Genomic DNA, 19,704 nt, shown 5'->3' on the forward strand with positions numbered 1-19,704 from the left:
AATGAAAAAAATAATAGCTTCTTTTCTTTTTTGCTTAGTTTTAATTACAGGATGCACTGCTCAAGCGCCTGAAGTAAAAGAGGAGCAGGCCACTTGGGAGCCTTTAATTGGCACATATGTGGGGGATGCGATGAATGTTGGCAAAATTGCGAATACCGTGTTTTTACATGGGGATACAATCGACCACTTTGATTTGCGAGGGGAGGTGCTACGCGTTATCTATAAAAATGATGATCAAACATTAAGTGAATGGTTCTCGTCATCTATATCTGAAGATAAAGCCATCGTTTATAACGCTATGATGGGTGCCATTTTAGTACCAAACGCGAAGGGTTATGGTTTTGAAGTGGATGGTGAAGGGTATGAAATTTCTAGAGATGTCTTAATAGATGAGATGGAAAATCTATTTTCTACAATACCTAATGGCAATGAATTTTTTGATAAAACAAAGGTAAAGGCATTTTTGCAAACACATGAGCAAACAATTCAGCAGTATGCTGTTGATTCAGATTATCAAAAAGCATTGTTAGCTAAATTTACAATTAGCAAATCTGGTTGATTATTACTATTTTCTGGAGAGAAATCTTCATCTATAATTAAAATCAAATCCTATGTTTTTAGCATATTTTACACGGGAGATGACATCAGAGATTGTAAAAGGCGGTGTAGAATAATGAAAAAATTAGTACCTTTTGCTTTGATTTGGGCATTTTTTTGTAGCATTGTGATGGTAGGGCAAGCTTCTGCAAAGACAGAAAATGTGGCCACCATCCTGCAAGTTACAAAGGATGCAATGGTCTATGTAGATGCTTCAACTGAAAGTAATGTGAGTGGTCATGTAACAAATGGCAGTTTTGTGTTAGCCGCACCTTTAAATGAAGAGTGGGTCCATATCCAAATGTCCCAGCTAGAGGGATATGTAGAAGCAACAGCTTTAACCGTAGTTACACCTGAAAAAACATTAGTCGCAAAAAAAGGTGGCACCAATTTATTTACATATCCAAGTCCAAATGCACAAAAGGCTGGACAGCTATATGAAAATAGTATGCTCTTTGTGTATGGTACAGCGCCTGGAGGTTGGTCGTATGTTCAATACGGACATCAATACGGCTATGCAGCGACAAATACGCTTAAAAAGCCGACAGCGATCAAAAAGCAGGTAGATGCTCCTAACGGGGCTATGATTCATTTAACAGCGAGTCCAAGCGGTGAAGTGCTAGGTACGCTTGCGAACAAAACGATTGTTCAGCAATATACAATTGTGGCAGGTTGGGCATATGTTGAAGCAGGTGAACAAAAAGGTTACATAAAGGCTTCTGAGCTAACTGATTTAACAATTATTGATAATAAAGTTTATAATAAAGGGGTTGCTGTAGCGAAAGGGGCTAAAAAACGAGTCGCTTTAACATTCGATGATGGTCCTGATGCCAAAGTAACACCGCAAATATTAGCGATTTTAAAAAAGCACAATGTGAAGGCGACATTTTTTATGGTTGGAAAAAATGCGTCAAGCAACGCTAAAATTGTAGAGCAAGTATATAAAGAAGGTCATGAAATTGGTAACCATACATGGAATCATCCAAAGCTAACTAGCTTATCGAAAGCAAGTGTTAAACAAGAAGTTGATCGAACAAGCAATGCTATTTATGATGCGATTGGTCAATATCCAACTGTGTTCCGACCACCTTATGGCGCTACAAATGACCAAGTTCGATCTGTCATAACGGTGCCTTCTATTTTATGGTCTATAGATACACTTGACTGGAAGCATCGCAATGCCGACAAAATTCTAACATATGTTAAAGCATCTGTGAAAGATGGAAGCATTATTTTAATGCATGATATTCATCAGACGACAGCAAATGGGTTAGAAAATGTCATTCTTTATTTACAGAAACAAGGTTATGAATGCGTAACCGTTAGCGACATATTACATTAATTCAATCTTGTATCATCTTACTATAATAATAGAAGAAGCCGTGCAACTGTCATACTAAGACTGTGCACGGCTTTTTAAATGTTATTTAAATAAGTTAATTGTTGTAATAATAATAGGGATACCAAAAACATCGATTAAAAATGCGCCTACAATTGGTACAACTAGGAAAGCTTTTGTAGAAGGACCAAAACGTTGAACTACGGCAGACATATTCGCCATCGCATTTGGTGTTGCACCTAAACCATGTCCTGCGAAACCTGCAACCATAACGGCAGCATCATAATTTTTACCGAGTAATTTAAATAATACAAATATACAGAATAGAACAATGAATAGTACTTGTACAAACACGATTAAAAATAGTGGTAATGCTAAGTCGGCAATTTCCCATAATTTAATGCTCATTAATGCCATTGACAGGAAGACACCAAGTGTTACGTCACCGATTAAAGAAATACTTTTCATGTTAATCGCATTTGGTTTTACTTTATCTAAAATGTTACGAACGAATACAGCGACAAACATTGCACCGACGTAGCCTGGAAGAACGAAACCTGTAGCTTCAGAGAATAAAGTTCCAACATATGTTCCTAATGCCATACAAAATGTAATAATAACTACCTGTGTAAAGAATGAATCAGATGTAATTTGTTCATTTTTATTTTCATATTCAATTGCTTCAGTTTCTTGTTCATCTGGTGTTAAATTGTATTTGCCAACTAAATATTTTACAATCGGTCCACCGATTAGTCCACCAGCTACTAAGCCACATGTTGCAGCAGCAGCACCGATTGTCATAGCAGATGAAATACCTAAATCTTCTAAAGTTTGTCCAAATGCAGCAGCTGCGCCGTGACCACCTTCCATTGAAACAGCACCAGCCATCATACCGATTAGTGGATGAATGCCCATAAGTGAAGCGAGTGATACACCAATGACGTTTTGCATTAATGCAAGGAATCCACAAGCTAACCAATAAATGACAAGTAGTTTACCGCCAAGCTTTACAAGTTTAAAGCTAGCGCCTAATCCAATAGTTGTGAAAAACGTAATCATAAATAAGCTTTGTAATGACGTATCAAGAGATATTTCTAGCACGCCAGTTGTTTTTAAAATGGTTGCTAAGGCTGCGAACAGTAAGCCACCAACAACTGGTGCTGGAATACAGAAACGCTTTAAAAAGTTTACTTTATTAATAAGAAAGCTCCCGAATGCGAATAGAGCGACTGCGAGAAATATAGTAGTGATTTGATTAATTTCGATCATGAACCGTTCCCCCTAATTAAGTGATTGAGTGCATCGTAGACAAAGTAAGCACCCAATTTGACTGTTTGACCATTTTCATCCAGTAACGGATTCACTTCACATATATCAAACGAATGTGTGTGTGGATGTGATGCTACTTTTTGAATTAAAGAGCGAACAGTTTTTGTATCGAGTCCAAAAGGTGATGGCGCACTTACGCCAGGTGCAAATGCAGTGTTGACGACATCCATACATAAAGTAAGTAAGATCGTATCATGATTATCCATAAAGTGCTGTAAATCATTCATGATATTCGTGTGATTTTCTGCTGTCATTTGTTCTTCTAATACATATTTCACCTGTAGCTCATGTGCTTTGTCAAAAAGCTCTTTTGTATTTCCATAACGCTGAATACCAAGTACAAAATAATCCGCATGTGGATCTTGTTCTAAAATCTGGCGGAACATTGTACCTGATGAAGGTTGTTCATCATATGGGCGTAAATCAAAATGCGCATCAATATTAATAATTCCAATGCTAGCATCTTTTGGTAATGCTGCACGAATGCCTAAATAATGTCCATATAATGTTTCATGACCGCCACCAAGAATAATACACTTCATGTTTTTTGCTCGTAAGCCTTGGACGATTTCACCAAGCTCACGTTGCGCATCCTCTAACGCATGATTTAGGCAAAGAATGTTACCTACATCGATAATTTCCTGTTGGTCTTCAAATGTCCACGGTAAGCTTGCTAACGCTTCACGCAACGCATTTGGGCCATTGGCAGCACCAACACGCCCTTGATTTCGGCGTACTCCTTCATCACATATAAAACCTACAATACCAGCATTTTTCTGTTCTGAAGCGCTTACATCATTAATAGCTATTCTTTTTACTTTTTGATGTAAACGGAAACTGCTAGTATTTGTAGTTGAATCTATTCGACCTTTCCATTGTTTTTGATCTGTCATTGTATACATCTCTTTATCAACTCCATTAACATTATTCATGTAGTGTTAATTTATTATATATTCACATAATTATATTTACTAATATATAATTATTATTAATCTATAGTTTTAAACTATAAATAGGGAGGTATGTTGTTTTGGATTTAAAACAATTACAATATTTTATCGCAGTAATAGAGCACATGAATTACTCGAAAGCAGCCGAAAAATTGCATATTTCTCAGCCTTCTTTAAGTAATGCAATTAAAAAATTAGAACAAGAAGTGGGTTCTGCTTTGCTTGAAAGAAATACAAGAAATTTGCACTTAACTGAAGCGGGTGAGCTTCTATATGAAAGAGCAAAAGTTATATTAAAAAATATGGAAGTGCTAAAAATTGAAATGGACGAGGTCATTGTACATGGTACAAGTGATTTGACTATAGGTGTGATGGAATCAATTAAGCATTGGTTACCAAAAGCGATTGTTGAATATAAAAAGGTCTATCCACAGATGAAGTTCCATTTAGTAGATATTTTAGGCAGCAAACGTGTTAAAAAATCACTAAAAGGTTATAAAACACATGTTATTATTACAAATCAGTTAATAGATGATGAAGAGCTCGAAGTGAAGTGTTTGTATGAGGAAAGACTTGTAGCAGTGTTGCCTTTAAACCATCCGTTAGCGGCAAAAGATGTTTTATCTATTGCGGATTTAGGTAACGAACCGTTCATCATTAGTACAGACGGTTTTCAAACACGCCAAGATATTTTGAAAGCATTTGAAAATGCAAATCAAGAGATTAATGTACAATTTGAAATCGAGCGTTTTGAAACTGCTGTATCACTCGTTCGTGAAAATTTAGGAATTACGATTTTGCCAGAAAATTATTTACAAGGACCAACTGCAAAAACAATTGTTCAGAAAGAAATTGATTGCCCGAATTTACAGCGACATGTTTATTTAGTGTATTTGAAAAATCGGCATCTTCCCTCTGCAATCCGCCAATTTATTGATGGTGTTATACAATATTTTGACAGCGAAAAATAATAATTATATTTTTCTAGAATAGTTAATACCTTGAATAGGTTTTATGGAATAAAGGAAAAAATGGAGCTTGTTTTAGCTGTTTTGTGAACGTATTATCTCGTTTATTCTATTTTTTTATGGAATTGATGATTGATTTACATGGCATATAGCGGTAACATTTAATATAAGAATAAGAATGAACAATCATTCATTTTCCATTCACGTTGTCAATCAAAGGGGGCGTTCATATGAATTTTTCTTATAGTGAAAAAGTAGTAGATCTGCAAGAAAAACTGACGAATTTTATGGAGCACTATATTTATCCAAATGAGGCAGTATATGCGGCACAGGTGGAGGCAATGGAGGATCGTTGGGGAGCGATTCCTTCTATTATGGAAGAATTAAAGCGTAAAGCACAGGAAGCGGGGCTATGGAATTTGTTTTTACCTGATAGCAAGTATGGCGCAGGTTTATCGAATTTAGAATATGCTCCTTTATGTGAAATTATGGGGCGTTCATTAATAGCACCGGAAGTCTTTAATTGTAATGCACCTGATACGGGGAATATGGAGGTACTTGTACGCTACGGCTCTGAACAGCAGAAAAAAGAGTGGCTAGAACCGCTATTACGTGGGGAGATTCGGTCTTGCTTTGCCATGACAGAGCCAGCAGTAGCTTCAAGTGATGCCACTAATATTGAGGCTAGTATTGAACGTGATGGCGATTATTACGTTTTAAATGGTCATAAGTGGTGGACAACGGGTGCTGGAGATCCACGATGTAAAGTCGCTATTTTTATGGGAAAACATAAGGATTCTACGGCACCTGTACATGAACAACAATCGATGATTTTAGTACCGATGGATACACCTGGCGTTAAAATAGAGCGCATGTTAACTGCCTTTGGCTATGATCATGCACCAGAAGGACATGGTGAGGTTACGTTTACAAATGTGCGAGTACCTGTGGAAAATATTTTATGGGGTGAAGGCAAAGGCTTTGCGATTGCACAAGGTCGTTTAGGTCCAGGACGGATTCATCATTGCATGCGCCTAATTGGAGCAGCCGAACGTGCTTTAGAGGAAATGTGTATCCGTTTACAGGAGCGCCATGCTTTCCATCGACCATTAGCAGACCAAGGCGTAATGCGTGAACGTATAGCCGAGTCACGCATTGATATTGAACAGGCAAGACTACTTACGTTAAAGGCTGCCTATATGATGGATACGGTAGGTAATAAAGAGGCGAAGGCTGAAATTGCGATGATCAAGGTTGTTGCACCGAATATGGCATTGCGTGTTATCGATCGTGCCATTCAAGTATTTGGTGCTGCTGGAGTGGGACCCGATACAACATTAGCTGCACAATGGGCCAATTCGCGAACTTTGCGTTTAGCAGACGGACCAGATGAGGTACATCGCAATACTGTAGCGAAGTTGGAACTGAAAAAACATGCCAATAAGCAAAAGGAGCTGGTGAAATGAGTGTACTAGATTTATTTTGCTTAAAAGGGAAAACCGCTATTGTTACTGGTGGTGGGCGCGGACTCGGCGCGCAAATTGCCCAAGGCTTTGCTGAGGCTGGTGCTAATGTTGTGCTCTGCTCACGAAAAGTGGAGGCTTGTGAAGAGGTAGCTGGACAGCTTGCGAAATTGGGTGTCAAAACACTAGCACTTGCCTGTGATGTGACAAAACCAGAAGAGATTACGAATGTCGTAACGAAAACGTTGGAGACGTTCGGCAAGATTGATATTTTAGTAAATAATAGTGGCGCCTCATGGGGTACGCCTGCTGTTGACATGCCGTACGAGGCTTGGCAAAAGGTATTTGATGTGAATGTCAATGGGACATTTTTAATGACACAGGCAGTTGGCAAAGTGATGCTAGAACAAAACGCTGGGAAAATTATTAACATTGCTTCCATTGCAGGGCTTGGTGGGACACTACCTGATTTTATGGATACGATCGGCTATAATGCAAGTAAAGGCGCAGTCATTACGTTAACGAAAGATTTAGCGGTGAAATGGGGACCTGCTGGAGTAAACGTCAATGCTATTGCCCCGGGATTTTTCCCAACGAAAATGTCGAATGTCTTAATTGAAAGAGGACAAGATTATTTAATGGGCGCTACACCTTTAAAGCGTTTAGGTTCTGAAAATGATTTAAAGGGAGTTGCACTATTTTTAGCAGCTGCAGCTTCAGATTATGTTACAGGTGAGGTTATTGTCGTAGATGGTGGTATGAGCGCAATCATTTAAGGGGGGTTCCTATGGATACAATGCAAGTAAGAAGAAGTGAACGGATTGATGCAGAGCAATTACATGCTTTTTTAAAGCGACAATTCCCAGATCTACCAGAGGGGAAACTAGAAATTTCTCAATTTAGTGCTGGCCATTCTAATTTAACTTACTGTTTGAAAATAGCGGATTTTGAAGTCGTACTTCGAAGACCTCCTCTTGGACCAGTGGCAAAAAAGGCGCATGATATGAAGCGTGAATTTACCATTTTATCTGCGCTTCATCCTTTTTTAGCCGTTGTGCCAAAACCATATGTTTATGTCGATGATGATAGCATTATCGGCAGTGATTTTTTCATAATGGAACGAAAAAAGGGCATTGTATTGGATACCCATTTTCCACCTGGTACAGAAACGACAGTACAACTAGCACGTCAGTTATCTGAAAAAATGGTGGATTCATTAGTAGCACTCCATGCCATACCATATAAGGAAACGCCCTTAATAGACATGGTCAAGCCTGATGGGTTTATGGAACGTCAGGTTCATAGCTGGATTGATCGTTACGATAAAGCAAAAACAGCGGAGCTTTCAGAGGTAGCAACGCTAACGGCTTGGTTAAAGGCCAATATACCGACAAATGCTGAAGCGACAATTATTCATTATGATTATAAATTCAATAATGCGATGTTTTCACACGATTTTTCACAAATGATTGGGCTTTTTGATTGGGAAATGACAACAGTAGGGGATCCTTTAGCTGATCTCGGTGTTGCCATGAGCTACTGGATGCATGCAGATGACCCAAAAATGTTGTTGTATGCGCTAGGGGAGCCACCGATTACGATTTTACCTGGCTTTTATACAAGAGAAGAGTTTATCGCACGCTATGCGGAGAAAAGTGGCCGTGATGTCTCAGCAATCCATTATTATATAACATTTGCTTATTTTAAATTAGCGGTGATTTGCCAACAGATTTATTACCGCTATGTAAACGGGCAAACGAAGGATGATCGTTTTGCACAAATGGATACGATGGTAGCTGCACTTATTCAGCAAGCTGCTAAAAGTATTAAGTAAAAGTAGGTTAATAGAGACTGTTTGATTGTAGATGCTCCTAATTTTCGGGAGCATTTACAATCTTTTTTTGTTGGTTGCGTCTATAATTGTTAGAAAATACCAACAGATTATCCGACACTATATTTTCTAGTTTTAAATTATCTTCTCGCACCATTGTCTTAGTATAAAACTAAATATTCACGATAAAGAAATTAAAGAGGGGGGAATGTGTGTTCTTTTTTTGGAGTAAAATGACTCATACATATATAGCAAAATCAGTATTTTTACGAAAAAACTCATCAAAGTCTTTCTGAACTCTCTTATTAAATTCCTTTTTAATAAAACTATCAAATTTAATGTCGAAATATTTAAGTAACCTTTGTACTCGAACTGAAAAAAGTGTCGAAAAAATGAATTTTAAGAGTAAATTTGTATTTAATGTATTCAATTTTTTTAAATATTCAATTAATATATAATTGTCGAGAAAGACAAAACTATTAGTTTCTGAAATGTATTGAAGGAGGTATATATGAAAAAGTTTCTTTTTTTGTATTTGCTACCTTAATCATTATCTTAGTGTTTACTCATCATGTTGTATCAGAAAATCAGGAAGTCCAAAAAGAAAGGTTTAAGGTGGCAATTTTAGATAGTGGTATTAATGAAGAATTTTTGGAAAGTGGTATTGTTGATGAATTTAATGCAATAGACCCGACATCGCCCACTATTGATGAAATGAGTCATGGAACTCCAATTGCTAATATTATTGAAAATAGTGAGATTGACTTGATTGATGTGAAAGTTTTGGACAAGGACGGTAAGGGGAAGGCAGAAGACTTAGTTAAAGCCATCGAATGGTGTATTGAGCAAGAAGTAGATATTATCAATATCAGCTTTGGTTACCAAACGGAAAATTTAGCTGTCAAAACTGTTATTGGTAAAGCCGTTGCAAATGGAATCCTTATTATTGCAGCTGCTGGCAACACTTTCGGTTTTGGTGTTGATTATCCAGCAAAATATGATGAAGTGATATCTATTACTGCTACAGATACTGAGTTGAGACGACTTAGTTCAACAGGAAAAGGAAAAATTGATTTCGCCTTTGTGGGAGAAGATGTCGTAGCTATAGACAAAAATGGATATTACAGAAAATTTACTGGGACGTCCTTTGCAACTGCCAAAGCTACTAAATATATTGCCAGCCTAATGGCTGCAAAAAAGAAATCGTTAAGTAAGGAATCAATAGTGGCACTGTTAAAGCAACAGGCAAAAGATTTAGGTGAAGAAGGTTTGGATCGTGAATATGGATATGGGGTTATAGAAGATAATTAATAACGAAAGGAGATTATTTATGAAAAAGATTATCTCTATATTAATGGTTATTTTTTTGATTTTCGGTGTAACTATCCCGCCTGCAGGTGCAAGTACGATTATACCTATAAATAATATTGAAAATAATAATGAAAAACAGTTGCAAAATGATATTGATACAGAAATTAAAGATGTAGAAAGGGAAATAAGGAAAGAGATAGAAAACGAAATTAAAAATTTATATGGAAAGGAAACACTTGAAGATATTGAATCTTTGGATTTAGGCATCGAATTCCTTAAAAATGGACAAATTATTGTAACTCTTAATTTAAAAACAACTGATTTCGATGCTAGATTTGAGTTAGATATGTATCCAGAAAGCGATACAATTATCTTAACTAGTACCTTTATAGACGATAAAGGTGAAGAGATTCATAAAAAACTCGCGGCAGTTGTGCATGAAAACAAAGACGATGTATTTAAAGCAAGTTTACAAGACATTGAAACAGGTGAAGTTTACAATATTGATTCAACTGAATTAAATGCTTCTGTATTACCGGTTTTTGTGTATGTTGTTGGAGGAGTTGCAATTCGAACAACTGCCAGGTATGTTCTTGGAGTACCAATTAAAAACTTATCTCATAGAGGCTTTAATAGTTTTGACTCTTTAAGAAAATTCTTAGGGAATGCTGGTACAAATAGACAATGGCATCATATTGTTGAACAATCACAAATTGCAAAGTCTGGCTTTAGTAAAACATCTATTCACAATACTCGTAATATCGTATCCATTGATATACAACATCATCAAAGAATTACAGGATACTATAATTCTATCCAACCTCATACGGAAGGTAAACGAGTAAGGGATTGGATAGCTGGAAAGAGTTGGGATTATCAATATGATTATGGTATAAAAATTATGGATAGTCTACGATAATAATATGAGGTGATAATGTGCAAGATGAGAAAATATTAGTTGAAACATTTATCAAACATTGCTTGATAGCAGAAGAAACGCAGATGACTGGAGATTATAAAAGAGGAAATAAATCCAATAGGGCATTGCTAGTTATTTTGGATCAACTAAAGCAATCATCCGAACTTGCAACAGACGTGTTAGATGAGTTGTTTTTACATGATAATCCTTTTGTCTTATATGTTTGCAGTATTTATGCAATTGTAGTGGACTATCGCAGAGCGGATGCTTTAAAAATGCTTGAAAAGATTGCAGGAATGGGACAGAATATGACCAGTTTTCATGCAAGCATAGTTCTTGAACAATATGAATCCGGCGAACTTTTTAAACTGTATGGCGTAAGTAAATAAGCTACCACTAAGAAAATAGCTCAGAAATGATAGTTGAGGATTTTTCTCTAAATTAACTTAAAAGTGGTGATTTAGATGGATAGTCAAATGAGTTTACTAATGGAGGTTCATGAATTAATTAAAGAATACTCTAAAATGGGTGATAGTTTACGTCATCCAGAAAATGCGATAATAGGCGTAGAGGAAGAGTTAAAATTAACTGATGAAGAAGTTAAAGCGTTAAAAGCAAATGAATTTGATTTTCATAGTATATGTGGCATTGAAAAGATTGTTCGCGATCGGATGCTTTCAACCTTTTTTCACTTTTTCTGTATTATAGATGGTGTTGGTGATCCTAAATTTAGAAATGATGATACGGTGTGGTTAGGGCTAAAACTAGAACAGAGAGGTCTAGATGAGGAACGAGAGTATGAGGAATTTCTACACGATATGCTATATGAAGCATATTGGAAATGGCAAGAAATGAAATCATAAGATTGTACTAATCAATAAAAGTACTTTAAACAAGGCTACACCTGGTTAGAGTACTTTTATTGCGTTAAAATGGTTATAGATTGGGCTGTTTGCCTGGATACGAATGATGATAGATAAACATTGCTATTCATTGCTAAGACTATAGAATGATAGCATCCCTAGACAGAAAATGACGAATAATGTTAAAAAAATATAAAAAATAGTTTTATTTTTCACAAAATTCACCTCCCTTTTGCTATTATCTGTTGCTGAAGGAACTAATAAATGTCATATGTAGAACTACCTAATTTATATACTAGAAATAACCGAAAAATCAGTTAATTAAAAAGTTAGAAAGGGTGCCATGTACTTCCAACAAATATTATAAATATGTAGGCTTTATTACTGTAATCACAATCCTTGCCTTACTTCTATTAATTACAAATAACATAAACCAAGAAGTGTTTGTACTCTTATTTATACCGTTAGCTATATTAATGCTAATCTCGGGATTTTTAGAGCTTAAAAACATTTTGAAAAATAAAGAAAATAATTAGGTATATTCTAAAATTAGTGACAAACGCCATTCAGCTAAACGCGCAAGCACTCTAAACGGGGTTATTCCTATATAGAGTGCTTGCCTAGATAAGAATTTTACCATCGTAATCCTCTTGCAAGATGCTGTGTGCTGTGAATTTCTAAATCAATAATTCCTTCACCAGACCAGAAAGATGCTTGTCTTAATAAGTTTTCTTCAAAAATCCATTTTTTAACAGCGGCGATACCCTTATTCCAATAACCCCCAGCACACAGTAGTAATCTGTACATGTCATCTTGTCATTGGATAAATAACCGTTATTAAAAGTCTAGTTACTTCATTAATATTGAGCCTGAACTTTTTAATTTTAGTAGTTTGAATTGTGAAAAAATATTGAATATTATGTGTTTGTTTTTTATAATTAAAGTGATTTTCAATATTAAGGAGATGATGAAGAAAATGAAGAGACTAAGTATTTTGTTGTGCGCGTTTACATTAGTTTTTGGAATTTTTGCATTTTCGGCAATCTCTTTAGCTGCCGAGGAAACAAGCTCTAATGATGTTAGGGAAATTACACCAATAGCAGAGCCTATAGCAGAATCTGTAGCAGAACCTGAAGAACTACCACTTGGCTTCGACATCAATAAAGAATATGAAGATGGAGAAATAATATCAGAGACAATCACTAAATCTGATATTAATCCGCGAGGTTTTTATCTTTATGCAGATGCATCACATCAAGTGTACTATACATTTAATAGTTCTATACCAACATTGTATCCTTATGAAAAATGGATTGATGGTTATTTATATAGAGGAAATCTAAGATTACAAGGAGCTATGCCAGCGGGAAAGGGTTATTTAGCTACCTATAGTGGAAAGATTTCTACATTTATTAACTAAAAGAAGGCTTTTCTTGTTAAAACTGTATAATATTCAAGACGATTATATTTACTTTAATGTATTGATTGGATTTATATAGATATAATACTAATTTATGTACCATTTCTTCTTTACAAAGCGTTTAGATGTGCCAGACCTAAGCACACTCAAGCCTAAGCATTCAATTAGAGCTAAAAAAGCTGCAACGTATGAAATACGCTACAGCTAGAGAATTGGTTGTGCCCTTTGATGGTGCTACTCAAAGTAGTATACCACAAAAATAAAAATTAAAGTTGTATTTATGTATTATAAATCTTTTGAAATCAATGGAGATGCGTCATCACAGTAGGTAAGCATCTATTGACAAACAATGAATTTCCAGTTATATTCAACTTACTCAACGTTGAATATAAAAAGGTGATTATTGTGACGAAATTATTAGTACTTGCAATGCTGGGCTTAAAGCCGATGACTGGCTACGATATTAAAGTAATGCTTGAATTGAATGATGCCGAAAGATGGGGTGGCGTTCTTATTGGCTCTATCTACAATGCTCTGAAAAAGCTTGAAAAAGATGGATATATCGAGGTTGCCAGTATTGAATCGACAGGACTTAGACAAAAGGCTATTTACCAAATTACTGAAAAGGGCAAAGCATATGAACAGCAATTAATTATCGAAGCGCTAGAACAATCTTCTGTTGTGTATCCCACGACATTGTACTCGGGTGTGTCCTTTGCATTTAAGCTTCCTAATGAAAAAGCTATTTGTGCATTGGAAAAGCAAAAGAAAATTTTGGACGATGAAGAAAAAGCTATAACAGTCGGTTATCAGGCGAAAATGCATGCGATGCAAGGTGAAATTCCAGAGCTAACGCAACTAGCATTTGCTAATATGTTGGAAATTGTGAAAGTTCAACAAAAATTTGTCCAGCAAGCTATAAAGATAATGCAAAAAGATCAAAATAACTCTCTCGAATGAATGAGGGAGTTAAAAAATACGTTTATAGTCAAAGTTGAGTATACAATGTTGAATAGGGGGCAGCTAGTGAAAAAACTAATAAGTGCTTGTAATTTAACAAAATACTATAAAGATTGTTGTGTTGTTGATGCTATAAATTTCGAGATTGAAGAGGGGGAAACAATTGCACTAATTGGGTCGAATGGCGCTGGTAAAACAACAACAATCGGTATGCTTCTTGGCATTATTGCTCAAGATGCTGGAACGATTCATTACTGGACGCCAAATTATAAAAAAGAAATTGGCACCCAGCTCCAGTCTACTCCTTTTTTTGAAGGCTTTTCGGTAGAGGATAATATTAAACTATTCGCTGCATTTTATAATGTTGTTCTTTCCAATAAAATGATTGAGGCAAAACTTGCTTCTTTTGATTTATTACATGTAAAAAATACGCCTGCCATTAAATTATCTTTAGGTCAACAAAAGCGTTTAGCCATTGTTGTGACAACGTTGCATAATCCCAAATTAGTAATTTTGGATGAGCCGTCTGCTGGATTAGATTTAAGAGGCCAAAAGGACATTCAAAGCATGCTGAAAAGTTTAAAGGAAAAAGGTGTGGCGGTGCTTTTTGCTTCTCACGATATGTTGGAAGTGAGCAATATTGCTGACCGAATCATTATGATGAATAAAGGTAAAATTGTTGCGGTCGGTACTCACCATGATTTACTAGCGGAATATCATACTCAAAATTTAGAAGATTTATTTTTAAAATTAACGAAGTGAGGTGAAGGATTCAATGAAGGCTATTTTCATGTTAAATTTGAAAGTTGCAATAAAAGATATGTACCTACTTTTTTGGTCAATTATCATGCCGTTTACTGCGATTGTTGCCATAAAAATATTTACCCCAGGCTATGCTGAAAACTATGTGAATGGAATTATTGCAACTAGTGTGTTCTTTTATTCATTTATGACTACTGCTTTTGTCTCTTTATCACAACGCAAGAGAGGCGTTTACAATTTGCTTCACGCAACTCCTTTGCCTTTATGGAAGTATATTATTAGCGTTTCTTGTGCATGGTCGTTCATCGCCATAATACTTTCATATATCGTGCTTTTCTTTTACAAAGTCATTCATCCACTACATCTCTCGTTCAACACGATCCTTTTCATGACTCCCATTATTTTAATAGCATCTTTAAGTTTTGTATTTCTTAGTTTTTTTGTTTCAAGTTTAGTAAAAAATGAAGGGCATTTAAGTATGTCGGCTAATGCGCTCATGATACCAATGCTACTATGTAGTAATGCATTTTTCTCAATGGATAAATCTCCTAAAATGGTGCAATATATCAGTTTAATCAATCCATTTGAATGGTTTTTACATGGAATTAAAGGGGCTTTACTAATGAATTTGACTAGTTGGTGCCAGTCCTTATTTATCTTAATTGGATGCTTCGTCTTAGCACTTTGCCTATCATTGAAATCATTTAAATATAGTACTTGATAAAGTAATGGACACTCCCTTTGATGCTGAATGTTAGGGAGTGTCTTTTTTGTGGAGCAAGTAACGATTGCAAGTTTACGTCACCGATAGGACAAAAATTTAAATCTCTATATTAATTATTATCATACTGGATTAGGACAAGGAATAGATTGTTATAGTTCGAATATTTGGAGATGGAGTAGATAGGATGGAAATTGAAATTTGGTAGCTAAAAGACTATTTAATAGACATTTTCCTTCTATTGAAATAGTCAACTCTACGATGAATGACACATAGGTTAAAAAAGTCTATTTGAGTTTTGCGAGACGCTATTGTTTGTAAAATAGCAGCAATCGTTTTTCGTCATGAGTATGATCGTCTAATAAAATTACACTGGAAGGAGAACTAAATGAAATGACACAATATCATCAGCAGTCGTCCGCAGAAGTCATGAATAAATTGAGCGTGACCAATAAAGGATTGAGTGATTCTGACGTTCAAAAAAGGCAAGAAGTGTATGGTTTTAATGTATTAGAGGAAGCTAAAAAGATAAGTACACTTGCCGTTTTTTTCGGTCAGTTTAAGGATTTATTAGTTATCATTTTAATGATAGCTGCTATAATTTCATTTCTATTAGGTGAAGTAGAAAGCACAATTGTCATTTTAATTGTCATTATTTTAAATGCTATTCTCGGTACTGTACAGCATGTAAAGGCGGAAAAATCTTTAGGCAATTTGAAAGCTTTGTCCTCGCCAATTGCAAAAGTGATGAGAAACAATCAGATTATCGAGATTCCGTCTAAAGATATAGTAGTAGGAGATCTGCTGTATTTAGAGGCGGGTGACTATATAAATGCTGATGGAAGATTAGTAGAGAGCCATAATCTTCATATAAATGAAAGTTCCCTCACTGGTGAATCTTTGGCCGTTGCAAAATTTGCGGATCCCATCAAGGAAGATGTAACGATTGCTGATAAGAAGAATATGGTTTTTACAGGGAGCTTTGTTACGAATGGTCGAGGTATTGTGATTGTTACTGCTATTGGAATGGAAACGGAAATTGGTAAAATAGCCAATTTGCTAGATACTGCGAAAGAAAAGAAGACACCTCTACAAGTTAGTCTAGATCAGTTTGGGGAAAAATTAGCTTTAGGAATTACGATGATCTGTGTAGTTATTTTCACGATTGACCTTGTTCGAGGGCGTGAGTTGGTAGAATCCTTCATGTTCGCTGTTTCATTGGCAGTTGCTGCTATACCTGAGGCGTTAAGCTCAATAGTGACCATTGTATTGGCTTTTGGGACTCAAAAAATGGCAAAGGAAAATGCTATTATACGAAAACTCTTTGCTGTTGAAAGTTTAGGGAGTGTCTCTGTTATATGTTCTGATAAGACTGGAACTTTAACTGAAAATAAAATGGTTGTGCAGCATTTATATGTTGATCAAAAAGTTATTCCGCATGATCAACTTAATATGAGAAACACAATCGAAAAAGATCTTATTTGGAAGGCAATATTATGTAATGATGCGTTGGAAAGAGATCATAAAGAAATCGGTGATCCTACTGAAATTGCGCTTGTGAAATTAGGAAAGCAATATGACTTTGATGAATTACTCGTCAGAGAAAATTGTCCAAGGGTGGCAGAGCTTCCTTTTGATTCTGATAGAAAGCTTATGAGTACGGTGAATCGTATAAATCAGCAAAATATTATGATTACAAAAGGAGCATTAGATGTTTTACTTTCGAAAATCACGAAAATTCATACTTCTAATGGTTTATTAACTATTACTCATGAGCATAAGAAAAAAATCGAAGAAGTTAACCGAGACTTTTCGATGAATGGTTTAAGAGTATTGGCTATTGCCTACAAGGCGGTATATGAACCACGGGCAATCTCTGTTGTAGACGAAAGAGATTTAATCTTTGTCGGATTAATCGCAATGATGGACCCTCCTAGAAAAGAATCAAAGGCTGCAGTCGAAAGCTGTATTAATGCAGGTATTAAACCTGTAATGATTACAGGTGACCATAAAATAACAGCTACTGCAATTGCTAAGCAAATTGGTATTTTACAGGATCCAACAGAAGCGATTGAAGGAGCTGAAATTGAAAAATTAACTGATCGAGAACTGCAAGATAAAGTGCAAGATTACTCAGTGTATGCTCGCGTCACACCTGAGCAAAAAATACGTATTGTAAAAGCTTGGCAGGAAAAAGGAAACGTCGTTGCTATGACAGGAGATGGTGTTAATGATGGACCAGCCTTAAAGCAAGCTGATATTGGTGTTGCGATGGGGATAACTGGTACTGAGGTGGCAAAAGATGCTTCTTCTATGATTTTAACGGATGATAATTTTTCAACGATTGTCAAAGCAATATCAAATGGAAGAAGTATTTATACAAATATTAAAAATGCCATTTTATTTTTGCTTTCAGGCAATGCAGGGGCGATCTTTGTAGTTTTATATGCAACTGTTTTAGGTTTACCAGTTCCATTTGCGCCTGTCCATCTATTATTTATTAACTTGCTTACTGATAGTTTGCCAGCAATTGCCATTGGGTTGGAACCAAATAATAAAAATACAATGAAGGACAAGCCAAGAAATATTCACACACCATTACTAAATAGAATATTTACAACCCAAGTGATACTTGAAGGATTATTAATTGCTATTTCTACGGCGGTTGCTTTTGAAATAGGATTGTCAACAGGAGATACTTTAACAGCAAGTACAATGGCATTTACAACGCTATGTTTATCAAGGCTTATTCATGGCTTTAACTCCCGATCCAAACAGTCCATCTTTGCTATCGGTGTATTTTCGAATAAATATACTTGGTTAGCATTTTTAATCGGCTTTATTGCTTTACATGTTGTATTATTTGTACCATCGTTTACGAATATATTTGAAGTTGCCCCATTAACTGGCGCACAATTAGGCTTTATTTATAGCTTATCGTTCTTGCCGTTTTTAGTTAATCAATGGTACAAACTATTGTTTGTGAGAAGCAAATAATACACTTAAGTGTCTGGCACGCAATATCAATTGACATTTATGCTCGCTATTCAATAGCGGGCATTTTTGTTTTCAGGATGAGTAATAGGTATGTCTTCTTTAATTTGTGTAATGTTTGTTGGACATAGTCTGCCTTCTTGTTTTTTAAACCATTCTGAATCTATTCGAATTTTGGATAGTTTTTAGATCTCAAACGTTTGGAAAATCCTTATTAATAACGAATCACTTCTTTTGTTCATATACTATGTATGCTTCTATAAGGATAGCTTTCGTGGAAATAAAAGGGGGTTCTTTCGTGAAAAAAGTGCTTTTATTCGGGGATATTGGCATTGATGATACAGCTGCATTAATCTACGCTAGATTACATCAAGAAATAGAAATTGTTGGATTAATTGCAGATTACGGAAACGTATCTAGAGAAGTTGCAGTTGCGAATATTTTGTATTTAATGAAATTGTTTAATTTCCCTAAGGAAATTCCTGTTATTTTAGGGGCAGAAGTACCTTTAACTGGGGAACAGCCAACATACTTTCCAGAAATTCATGGAGAACATGGTCTTGGACCAATTATACTAAATGAAGACTACGATTTTAAAACGGAAAACTTTTTAGAAATCGTAAATATCATAAAAAAATATAAGGATGAGCTGATTATCGTAAATATCGGTCGGCTTACCTCATTAGCTACAATGTTTATCTTCTACAAAGATTTAATGAAAAATGTAAAGGAAATTTATATTATGGGTGGCGCTTTTGGGGTTCCAGGAAATGTAACGTCCATCGCTGAGGCGAACTTTCACGGAGATCCTTTCGCGGTAAACATTGTACTCAACTATGCTAAAAATGTGACAATCATTCCTTTAAATGCAACACAAAAAGCTATTGTTACACCTGGCATGGTGGACTATATCGACCACTTTGGGAAGGCAAAAATTTTCAAACCATTAATGGAGTATTATACGCGTTTTTATAAAGAAAGGGACCCCTCACTTCTAGGGAGTCCTCTTCACGATGCACTAACCCTTATGGCTGTTATGAACCCTGACATGTTCACATATGAGTCATATCCTGTAACCGTCATCGACAAACTGGACGGTCCTGCAAGAGGACAAAGTATTGCAGAGACCCTAACATATGAAAACCTAAATACTGGGCAAAAAAAGCATCGGATTGCATTCGATATAAATTATGAAAAGTTTTTTCACAATTTTTTGTCCGTTATGACTGGCCAACAAATAAACAGCGATTTAAAATAATTGACTTTAACTTCTGAAG

At 35.7% G+C, this 19,704-nt stretch carries 19 protein-coding genes; 16 read left to right on the top strand and 3 right to left on the bottom strand.

Annotated elements, in window-relative coordinates; genetic code table 11:
* Position 1: 1 nt before the first annotated feature.
* Both FH508_RS10710 and FH508_RS10715 read left to right on the top strand, forming a co-directional pair.
* A complete protein-coding gene (locus tag FH508_RS10710; RefSeq protein WP_172771318.1) occupies positions 2-559 on the top strand; it encodes a hypothetical protein in 558 nt (185 codons plus the stop codon).
* Between the two features lie 114 nt (positions 560-673).
* Positions 674-1,939 (top strand): polysaccharide deacetylase family protein, encoded by a 1,266-nt coding sequence (locus tag FH508_RS10715; RefSeq protein WP_172771319.1) that lies wholly within the window; start codon positions 674-676, stop codon positions 1,937-1,939.
* Positions 1,940-2,020: 81 nt separating this feature from the next.
* On the opposite strand, the gene gltS is transcribed toward FH508_RS10715, so the two are convergent.
* Positions 2,021-3,205, bottom strand: coding sequence for a sodium/glutamate symporter (gltS, locus tag FH508_RS10720; protein ID WP_172771320.1), 1,185 nt, complete (start codon positions 3,203-3,205; stop codon positions 2,021-2,023).
* Positions 3,202-4,167 (bottom strand): formimidoylglutamase, encoded by a 966-nt coding sequence (gene hutG / locus FH508_RS10725; protein WP_172771929.1) that lies wholly within the window; start codon positions 4,165-4,167, stop codon positions 3,202-3,204. Before hutG ends, gltS begins: the two co-directional genes overlap by 4 nt.
* 128 nt (positions 4,168-4,295) lie before the next feature.
* Between hutG and FH508_RS10730 the strand changes: the two genes are divergently transcribed.
* From FH508_RS10730 to FH508_RS10765, 8 genes are all read left to right on the top strand, one after another.
* The gene (locus FH508_RS10730) at positions 4,296-5,186 is read left to right on the top strand and encodes a LysR family transcriptional regulator (protein WP_172771321.1); all 891 of its coding nucleotides are present in this window, start codon (positions 4,296-4,298) and stop codon (positions 5,184-5,186) included.
* A 227-nt stretch (positions 5,187-5,413) separates the two neighbouring features.
* Complete coding sequence (locus tag FH508_RS10735) at positions 5,414-6,649, top strand: acyl-CoA dehydrogenase family protein (RefSeq protein ID WP_172771322.1); 1,236 nt, start codon at positions 5,414-5,416, stop codon at positions 6,647-6,649.
* Entirely contained in the window at positions 6,646-7,422 is a 777-nt protein-coding gene (locus FH508_RS10740) for an SDR family oxidoreductase (protein ID WP_172771323.1), read from the top strand. Before FH508_RS10735 ends, FH508_RS10740 begins: the two co-directional genes overlap by 4 nt.
* Before the next feature lie 11 nt (positions 7,423-7,433).
* Positions 7,434-8,480, top strand: coding sequence for a phosphotransferase family protein (locus tag FH508_RS10745; RefSeq protein ID WP_172771324.1), 1,047 nt, complete (start codon positions 7,434-7,436; stop codon positions 8,478-8,480).
* 612 nt (positions 8,481-9,092) lie between these two features.
* Positions 9,093-9,788, top strand: a complete 696-nt coding sequence (locus FH508_RS10750) for a S8 family serine peptidase (RefSeq protein WP_172771325.1) — start codon at positions 9,093-9,095, stop codon at positions 9,786-9,788.
* A 19-nt stretch (positions 9,789-9,807) separates the two neighbouring features.
* Positions 9,808-10,707 carry an SAR2788 family putative toxin gene (locus tag FH508_RS10755; RefSeq protein WP_172771326.1) on the top strand — a complete coding sequence of 300 codons (900 nt, stop codon included), beginning with the start codon at positions 9,808-9,810 and terminating at the stop codon, positions 10,705-10,707.
* A gap of 17 nt (positions 10,708-10,724) precedes the next feature.
* Positions 10,725-11,096 carry a hypothetical protein gene (locus tag FH508_RS10760; protein WP_172771327.1) on the top strand — a complete coding sequence of 124 codons (372 nt, stop codon included), beginning with the start codon at positions 10,725-10,727 and terminating at the stop codon, positions 11,094-11,096.
* Positions 11,097-11,171: 75 nt separating this feature from the next.
* The gene (locus tag FH508_RS10765; protein ID WP_172771328.1) at positions 11,172-11,570 is read left to right on the top strand and encodes a hypothetical protein; all 399 of its coding nucleotides are present in this window, start codon (positions 11,172-11,174) and stop codon (positions 11,568-11,570) included.
* A 633-nt stretch (positions 11,571-12,203) separates the two neighbouring features.
* Here FH508_RS10765 and FH508_RS10770 read toward each other — a convergent pair.
* Positions 12,204-12,377, bottom strand: coding sequence for a hypothetical protein (locus FH508_RS10770; protein ID WP_172770963.1), 174 nt, complete (start codon positions 12,375-12,377; stop codon positions 12,204-12,206).
* 169 nt (positions 12,378-12,546) lie between these two features.
* On the opposite strand from FH508_RS10770, the gene FH508_RS10775 reads away from it, so the two are divergent.
* From FH508_RS10775 to FH508_RS10800, 6 genes are all read left to right on the top strand, one after another.
* Positions 12,547-12,990, top strand: a complete 444-nt coding sequence (locus FH508_RS10775; RefSeq protein ID WP_172771329.1) for a hypothetical protein — start codon at positions 12,547-12,549, stop codon at positions 12,988-12,990.
* Positions 12,991-13,395: 405 nt separating this feature from the next.
* A complete protein-coding gene (locus tag FH508_RS10780; protein ID WP_172771330.1) occupies positions 13,396-13,950 on the top strand; it encodes a PadR family transcriptional regulator in 555 nt (184 codons plus the stop codon).
* A 66-nt stretch (positions 13,951-14,016) separates the two neighbouring features.
* Positions 14,017-14,712: an ABC transporter ATP-binding protein gene (locus FH508_RS10785; protein WP_228134481.1), complete on the top strand. Its 696-nt coding sequence runs from the start codon at positions 14,017-14,019 to the stop codon at positions 14,710-14,712.
* A 28-nt stretch (positions 14,713-14,740) separates the two neighbouring features.
* Complete coding sequence (locus FH508_RS10790) at positions 14,741-15,433, top strand: ABC transporter permease (RefSeq protein ID WP_172771331.1); 693 nt, start codon at positions 14,741-14,743, stop codon at positions 15,431-15,433.
* 393 nt (positions 15,434-15,826) lie between these two features.
* Entirely contained in the window at positions 15,827-18,430 is a 2,604-nt protein-coding gene (locus FH508_RS10795) for a cation-translocating P-type ATPase (RefSeq protein WP_172771332.1), read from the top strand.
* 244 nt (positions 18,431-18,674) lie between these two features.
* Entirely contained in the window at positions 18,675-19,685 is a 1,011-nt protein-coding gene (locus FH508_RS10800; RefSeq protein WP_172771333.1) for a nucleoside hydrolase, read from the top strand.
* Positions 19,686-19,704 lie beyond the last annotated feature (19 nt).

Origin of the sequence: Lysinibacillus sp. CD3-6 (assembly GCF_006351725.2) — a bacterium.
GTDB lineage: Bacteria > Bacillota > Bacilli > Bacillales_A > Planococcaceae > Lysinibacillus.

Excerpts from the sequence above, each read along its gene's own strand:
- FH508_RS10740 (WP_172771323.1), top strand. The coding sequence starts at position 6,646 with ATGAGTGTACTAGATTTATTTTGCTTAAAAGGGAAAACCGCTATTGTT.
- FH508_RS10765 (WP_172771328.1), top strand. The coding sequence starts at position 11,172 with ATGGATAGTCAAATGAGTTTACTAATGGAGGTTCATGAATTAATTAAA.
- FH508_RS10755 (WP_172771326.1), top strand. The coding sequence starts at position 9,808 with ATGAAAAAGATTATCTCTATATTAATGGTTATTTTTTTGATTTTCGGT.
- hutG (WP_172771929.1), bottom strand. The coding sequence starts at position 4,167 with ATGTATACAATGACAGATCAAAAACAATGGAAAGGTCGAATAGATTCA.
- FH508_RS10795 (WP_172771332.1), top strand. The coding sequence starts at position 15,827 with ATGACACAATATCATCAGCAGTCGTCCGCAGAAGTCATGAATAAATTG.
- FH508_RS10745 (WP_172771324.1), top strand. The coding sequence starts at position 7,434 with ATGGATACAATGCAAGTAAGAAGAAGTGAACGGATTGATGCAGAGCAA.
- FH508_RS10715 (WP_172771319.1), top strand. The coding sequence starts at position 674 with ATGAAAAAATTAGTACCTTTTGCTTTGATTTGGGCATTTTTTTGTAGC.
- FH508_RS10770 (WP_172770963.1), bottom strand. The coding sequence starts at position 12,377 with ATGTACAGATTACTACTGTGTGCTGGGGGTTATTGGAATAAGGGTATC.
- FH508_RS10790 (WP_172771331.1), top strand. The coding sequence starts at position 14,741 with ATGTTAAATTTGAAAGTTGCAATAAAAGATATGTACCTACTTTTTTGG.
- FH508_RS10710 (WP_172771318.1), top strand. The coding sequence starts at position 2 with ATGAAAAAAATAATAGCTTCTTTTCTTTTTTGCTTAGTTTTAATTACA.
- FH508_RS10735 (WP_172771322.1), top strand. The coding sequence starts at position 5,414 with ATGAATTTTTCTTATAGTGAAAAAGTAGTAGATCTGCAAGAAAAACTG.
- FH508_RS10775 (WP_172771329.1), top strand. The coding sequence starts at position 12,547 with ATGAAGAGACTAAGTATTTTGTTGTGCGCGTTTACATTAGTTTTTGGA.
- gltS (WP_172771320.1), bottom strand. The coding sequence starts at position 3,205 with ATGATCGAAATTAATCAAATCACTACTATATTTCTCGCAGTCGCTCTA.
- FH508_RS10800 (WP_172771333.1), top strand. The coding sequence starts at position 18,675 with ATGTATGCTTCTATAAGGATAGCTTTCGTGGAAATAAAAGGGGGTTCT.